Genomic DNA, 3,935 nt, shown 5'->3' with positions numbered 1-3,935 from the left:
CGCCCGCCCCCATCGGGGAGCGGGCGGCCTTCGGCGCGTTCCGACCCGCCGACGCCAACGACCAAGGGTCCCGGGCATTTTGGCGAATCGTTTTGGCTACTCTGACGAAAGTTTGACCTAGAGCCTGGCCGCCTTCGCGATGAGCGTGAGCGCGGCCTCGTGCTCACTCTCCTCCAACGGAGCCAGCAGCAGCCGCTGGACCTCGGCCACCCCGGCGGCCGAGCGGTGCAGCAGGTCCTGCCCCGCCGGAGAGAGCGAGAGCAGATTGCGCCGCCCGTCCGAGGGGTCACGCCGGCGCTGCACCAGACCGCGGCGCACCAGCCGGCTCACCATCTCCGCCATCGTGGCCTTGTCCAGCGAGGCGAGCTCGCCGACCGTGCGCTGGTCGGCACCCGGTTCCAGCTCCAGCGCGTCCAGCACCGCGTACTGCGGAGCCGTCAGCTCGGCACCGACGTGCTCCGACCAGAGCTTGGTGTGCACCTGCTGGCTCACCCTGATCAGATAGCCGATCGCCCGCTGGGCGTCCAGTATCGGCCGCGCGTCGGCGATGACGGCGACCGCCGCGGGCTCCAGCCTGGCTATCTTGGCCATCACCCGGACGATCTCGACCTGCTCCTCCGCGCTGAGCGGCTCGAACAGGACGCGCTGCACGCGGACCACGCCGCCGGTGGCCTCGCGCACCGCCTGGGCGCCGCTCTGCGAGAGCGCCAGCAGCTTGCGCCGGCCGTCGGCCGGATCGCGCCGGCGCAGCACCAGGCCGCGGCGGACCAGCCGCGCGACCATCTCGGCCATCGTGGCCTTGTCCAGCGAGGCACGTTCGCCGACCGTTCGCTGGTCCGCACCCGGTTCAAGGGCCAGGACCAGCAGTACGGCGAACTGCGGAGCCGTGAGATCGGCTCCGACGTGTTCGGACCACAGGCGGGTGTGAACCTGCTGTGTGACACGAATGAGGTGCCCGGGCGACTGTTGCAGTCGCGCGGACACGCGGGTTGTCGGGATCTCCCCCAGCACCATGTATCCGTCCCGATGTCACACCCGGTGTGTGTGGGACACCCGGGTGGGGCAGTAACGGCGAGTGGGCGTCCAGCTATGAGGGAGGGCGCTCCAGCCGCGCAGCCGGTGGCTGCTGGCGGACACTATACAAACGGCGGGCCCTTGCTGGCAGGCAGGGGCGGATAGTAGACGCAGGTTCGGCAACATTGGCATATTTACGCGCTGCGAAGCCCTTGCAGTAACCCGTTCTCAGCAGAAAGCCGACCGGTCGGTCCTTACCCACCGTCACCTGCGCCTCTCCGCCCTGGCCGCCCTCCCTACCCGCCGGTAGGGTGTGGCCACCCTCTCCGGGGGCTCTCCCCGGGAGGCATCCCGAGAGAGACGAGAGCGAGCATGACCGAGCAGACCACCACCCCCCGGGTCGCCGTCGTGACGGGCGCCGCCCGCGGCCTGGGTGCCGCCACCGCCGTCCGGCTGGCCGCCGACGGCCACGCGGTCGCCGTCCTGGACCTGGACGAGGCCGCCGGGCGGGAGACCGTCGAGCGGATCACCGCCGCCGGCGGCACGGCTCTGGCCGTCGGCGCCGACGTCTCGGACGCCGAGCAGGTCCGGACCGCCGTCGACCGCGTCGCCGCGGAGCTCGGCGCTCCGGTCGTCCTGGTCAACAACGCGGGCGTACTCCGCGACAACCTGCTCTTCAAGATGTCCGAGTCCGACTGGGACACGGTCATGAACGTTCACCTCCGCGGCGCCTTCCTGATGACCCGCGAGGTGCAGAAGCACATGGTCAACGCCGGTTTCGGGCGCATCGTCAACCTGTCCTCCTCCTCGGCCCAGGGCAACCGCGGCCAGGCCAACTACTCGGCCGCCAAGGCCGGTCTCCAGGGCTTCACCAAGACTTTGGCCATTGAGCTCGGCAAGTTCGGCATCACCGCCAACGCGGTGGCCCCCGGCTTCATCGCCACGGACATGACTGCGGCCACCGCGGCCCGGGTCGGCATGGACTTCGAAGACTTCAAGCGGGCCGCGGCCTCTCAGATCCCGGTCCAGCGGGTCGGGGAGCCCGAGGACGTCGCCCACACCATCTCGTTCCTCGCGAGCGAGGGCGCCGGCTTCGTCTCCGGCCAGGTGATCTACGTCGCGGGCGGCCCCCTCGACTGAGCACGGAACCTACACAGGGTTACCACGGAGTGGGAAGCCGGGCACACCGGCCGCCCACTCCGTTTCCTTTACCGGGGCTTTTGCAGAATCATTCGACGACCACACTGACTTTCGATCCAGGAATAGCGGAAATCACTCCCCGGACCATCCGGGACCGGCCCGATTGTCGATTTCCCGGGAAAATGACAATTACCCCCGGAATGGCCCCGCCCGGCTGGGTAAGGTCACCACGTGCAATCCAGAGTTACCCCCGCCCCCTTTCCACGCCAGGGGCCGGACCACCGCACCGTCGAGACCGGCCGGCGGGAACGCCCCGCGCGCCCCCTCCCCCCGGCCGGCCACGGCGGCCACGAGCCCGGCTGGCCGCCGATGAGCCGGCGGCAGGCCGCCCTGCTCGCCGTCACCCTCGTCGGCTACCTGCTGGTGCTGGCCGGGGTGCTGCTGAACACCTCGCTGGTCGACCTCGACTGGTCGGTCCGGCTGCTGCGCCCCTACGAGCGCTGGCCCCGTCTGGAGCCGCTGCTCGACACCTGGGTGGTGGCCGGACAGCGCGGCCCCTCGGCGATCGCCGCCTTCCTCTGGCTCGGCTGGCGGGCCCACCGCCTGCGCCGACTGCGCCCGCTGCTGGTCATGGGCATCGCGCTGTTGTTGCTCAACGTCACCGTCGGCGCGGTCAAGATCGTCACCGGCCGGCTCGGCCCGCACTACGCCCAGTACGTCGGCTCGCCCGAACTCTTCTCCGGCGGCACCATCTTCCCCTCCGGCCACACCGCCAACGCGGTGGTCACCTGGGGCGTACTCGCCTACCTCGCCGTCCGCTGGCGGCGCACCGGCGCGCTGATCGCGGCCGCCACCGCCTGCTCGATCGGCCTGACCACGGTCTACCTCGGCACCCACTGGGTCACCGACGTGCTGGCGGGCTGGGCCGCCGGGCTGCTCGTGCTGCTCGTGCTGCCGCTGCTGGAGCCCCTGGTCGCCACCTCCGAGCAGCGGCTCCACCGGCGCTTCGCCCGCCGCCACCTGCCGTACTGAACCGCGCCGGCCCCGAGCCGGCCCGGACCCAGGCCCGAACCGGACCCAGGCCCAGATCCGGGCCGACGGGCCGCCCGGCCCGCGGGGCGCGGGGCGCCCTACCCCTCCCAGCTGCGCTCGACCACCCCGCCGCGCACCGCGAGGTTGAGCCTTCCCTGCCGGTACTCCATGGTCATCAGCTCCCCCGGCTCCAGCACCCGCACCGAGGCCCAGCCGTGCCTGCGGGCCAGCTCCCGGGCCCGCTCGACCCGCAGCCCCGCGTAGCCCTCGGCGTCCTCGCCGGCCGCACCGGGACCCGCCGCGCCGGCACCCCGGCCGGAGCCCGGACCCTGGTCGGAACCCGAACCCGCCCCCACCGCGCCCGCCCCCGACATCGCGCCTCCCCTGCCAGTCCCTCGGACGTACGCTGGAATCGTAGCCCGCCCCCCGCGGTCCGGAGGTGAACGCCATGCGCGCCACGACCCCGCGACGTTGGCGCAGCGGCACCGAGCCGGCCACCGCCCGCAGCGACCTCAAGCTCCGCTACCTGCTCTCGCTCACCTTCACACCGCTGTTCGCGCTGGCCACCGCGGGCTTCGCGCTCTGGGCTGCCCTCGCGCCCGACGGCGGCGTCCCCAGCCGGGGCACGCTCACGGGCTTCGCCGTGGCCTGCGCTCTGCTCACCCTGTTCGCCGCCGTCGATCTCGTGGTGGTCATCCGGCGCCGCCGGACCGAGCTCTGACGCGGTGTCTCCCACGGAGTGGGACGTC

Annotated in this window: 5 protein-coding genes; 3 read left to right on the top strand and 2 right to left on the bottom strand. The window is 72.2% G+C overall.

All coding sequences use genetic code 11. From position 1 onward, the window contains the following. Positions 1–117: 117 nt before the first annotated feature. Positions 118–1,014: a MarR family winged helix-turn-helix transcriptional regulator gene (locus tag ACFRMQ_RS39095; RefSeq protein WP_380735651.1), complete on the bottom strand. Its 897-nt coding sequence runs from the start codon at positions 1,012–1,014 to the stop codon at positions 118–120. Positions 1,015–1,386: 372 nt separating this feature from the next. Between ACFRMQ_RS39095 and fabG the strand changes: the two genes are divergently transcribed. Both fabG and ACFRMQ_RS39085 read left to right on the top strand, forming a co-directional pair. After that, positions 1,387–2,154: a 3-oxoacyl-ACP reductase FabG gene (fabG, locus tag ACFRMQ_RS39090; protein ID WP_380735650.1), complete on the top strand. Its 768-nt coding sequence runs from the start codon at positions 1,387–1,389 to the stop codon at positions 2,152–2,154. A gap of 231 nt (positions 2,155–2,385) precedes the next feature. Further along, positions 2,386–3,186: a phosphatase PAP2 family protein gene (locus ACFRMQ_RS39085; protein ID WP_380735649.1), complete on the top strand. Its 801-nt coding sequence runs from the start codon at positions 2,386–2,388 to the stop codon at positions 3,184–3,186. A gap of 98 nt (positions 3,187–3,284) precedes the next feature. On the opposite strand, the gene ACFRMQ_RS39080 is transcribed toward ACFRMQ_RS39085, so the two are convergent. Then, complete coding sequence (locus tag ACFRMQ_RS39080; protein ID WP_380735648.1) at positions 3,285–3,560, bottom strand: I78 family peptidase inhibitor; 276 nt, start codon at positions 3,558–3,560, stop codon at positions 3,285–3,287. 74 nt (positions 3,561–3,634) lie between these two features. On the opposite strand from ACFRMQ_RS39080, the gene ACFRMQ_RS39075 reads away from it, so the two are divergent. Further along, entirely contained in the window at positions 3,635–3,907 is a 273-nt protein-coding gene (locus ACFRMQ_RS39075; RefSeq protein WP_380735647.1) for a DUF6343 family protein, read from the top strand. Positions 3,908–3,935: the final 28 nt, after the last annotated feature.

Source organism: Kitasatospora sp. NPDC056783, from assembly GCF_042789895.1.
Classification (GTDB): domain Bacteria; phylum Actinomycetota; class Actinomycetes; order Streptomycetales; family Streptomycetaceae; genus Kitasatospora.
Note: the sequence above shows the minus strand (reverse complement) of the source record. Positions and strands in the feature narration are given on the sequence as shown.

Bases quoted from the DNA above. Each gene is read 5' to 3' on its own strand.
- ACFRMQ_RS39075 (WP_380735647.1), top strand. From the start codon at position 3,635: ATGCGCGCCACGACCCCGCGACGTTGGCGCAGCGGCACCGAGCCGGCC.
- fabG (WP_380735650.1), top strand. From the start codon at position 1,387: ATGACCGAGCAGACCACCACCCCCCGGGTCGCCGTCGTGACGGGCGCC.
- ACFRMQ_RS39080 (WP_380735648.1), bottom strand. From the start codon at position 3,560: ATGTCGGGGGCGGGCGCGGTGGGGGCGGGTTCGGGTTCCGACCAGGGT.
- ACFRMQ_RS39095 (WP_380735651.1), bottom strand. From the start codon at position 1,014: ATGGTGCTGGGGGAGATCCCGACAACCCGCGTGTCCGCGCGACTGCAA.